The 1,620-nt window shown below is 49.5% G+C and carries 1 protein-coding gene; it reads left to right on the top strand.

The window, feature by feature from the left end; translation table 11 throughout:
* Positions 1–158 precede the first annotated feature (158 nt).
* A complete protein-coding gene (locus tag WBG83_RS22330) occupies positions 159–1,595 on the top strand; it encodes a transposase (protein ID WP_336747593.1) in 1,437 nt (478 codons plus the stop codon).
* The last annotated feature ends 25 nt before the right edge of the window (positions 1,596–1,620 follow it).

Raw genomic sequence — 1,620 nt, 5'->3', positions numbered from 1 at the left:
CTGGACAGTGAAAAGTTCTTGTCGAAAAATAGTTGCATAAAAAAATAACCCAGCCAGGCGATTGTATGGTATCCTAGGTCTCTCACAACGAAAGGATAAAATCGCTGAATGGGTTACAAGAAGCAGTTTACCTCATTTCAGAGCGATTGACCATACCCATGCTCAGATATTTGAATGAACTTTTACTGCCATTTCGCTCCTGTTTCTCCAGACATGCCACGTTCGAGTGGTTTGTTGTGATCATTGTCGGCTTCATGGTGCGCTCCGATCATCTAGGCGTTACGTCTGTGATTCGGGATCTAGCCCTGAATAGCCGTTCTTACGAAACGATGATTCACTTTTTTCGTTCTTCTGCCTGGTCGCTGGAGTCGCTTCGACTGGCCTGGATTCAGACGGTTCGCAAAGCAGCACCGCTTCTGATTGTGCAAGAACGCGTCGTGCTCGTCGGTGACGGCATGAAGCAAGCCAAGGAAGGCCGCCGGATGCCGGGCGTCAAAAAACTCCATCAGGAATCCGAAAATGTATCCAAAGGTGAATACATATTCGGCCATCTGTTTGGCGCGATTGGTGTTCTGGCGGGCACCCCGCAGAAGTGGTTCTGCTTGCCCTTATTCATGAATCTGCAAGATGGGGTCAAAACCATCTTGGGATGGCATACAGCGGACGGGGACGAGCAGCCTTCCCATGTGGTGCAAATGATCGAGCAAGGATTCGCTGCTGCCCGAATCTTCGGCAACGCCTTGTTTTTGCTGGATCGGTATTTTTTGTCCGTTCCTGCGCTGGAGCGCCTGAATGCCTGCCACAACTCTTCAGCAACCCGCATGCATCTGGTAACGAAGGCCAAAGCCAATGTCATGGCCTATGAACGTCCTGCTGAAAAGAAATCCGGCAGAGGCCGGCCACCGAAAAAGGGCAAAGCCATCAAGCTGAAGGATGTATTTGCCACACGTGCTGCCGATTTTCAAACCGCCACCGTCACGCTGTACGGGAAGGAAGAAGCGCTTCAATTCCTGTGCCTGGATCTGCTCTGGGGACAAGGCCTGTATCAAGAACTGCGTTTTGTGCTGGTGCGCCGTGGGATGCAATACTCCATTCTTGTGAGTACCGATCTGACACTTTCGGCGACTGACATCATCGGTTTGTACGGTTGCCGTTTCAAAATTGAATGTACCTTCCGAGAAATGAAACAAGTGATCGGCGCTTTTGGCTACCGTTTCTGGAGCAAGTCGATGCCGAAGCTGAACCGGTATTTGAAGAAGGGAGAAGTCCATCCGCTGGAACAAGTGAAAGACGAACAAGACCAACGTCGAATTCATTTGACCCTTCAGGCGATGGAAGGATTCGTCATGTGCCAATGCATTGCTATGGGGCTTCTGCAACTGAGCGCATTACGTTATTCCGGTCGTACTCCAACGCTATTCTTTCGCTATTTGCGAACACCATCGCGTACCGTTGTTTCCGAGGCCACCGTTTCCGCATATTTACGCCAGTCTATTTTTCGCCTGTTTGCTCAAAACAAGCACTTATCCATAACGAAAATAATCCGTTCCAAACAGGATAACGCTGATTTTGACGCTACGTCTGTAGCTTCTTAAGCTTGAGAACTTTTAACTGTCCAGT

This window comes from Paenibacillus sp. y28, from assembly GCF_037137075.1.
Lineage (GTDB): Bacteria > Bacillota > Bacilli > Paenibacillales > NBRC-103111 > JBBBNV01.
The sequence above is the reverse complement of the archived record's forward strand: the minus strand, read 5'-3'. Positions and strand labels throughout refer to the sequence as shown.

Coding starts and splice junctions, on each gene's coding strand:
- WBG83_RS22330 (WP_336747593.1), top strand. CDS start 159: ATGCTCAGATATTTGAATGAACTTTTACTGCCATTTCGCTCCTGTTTC.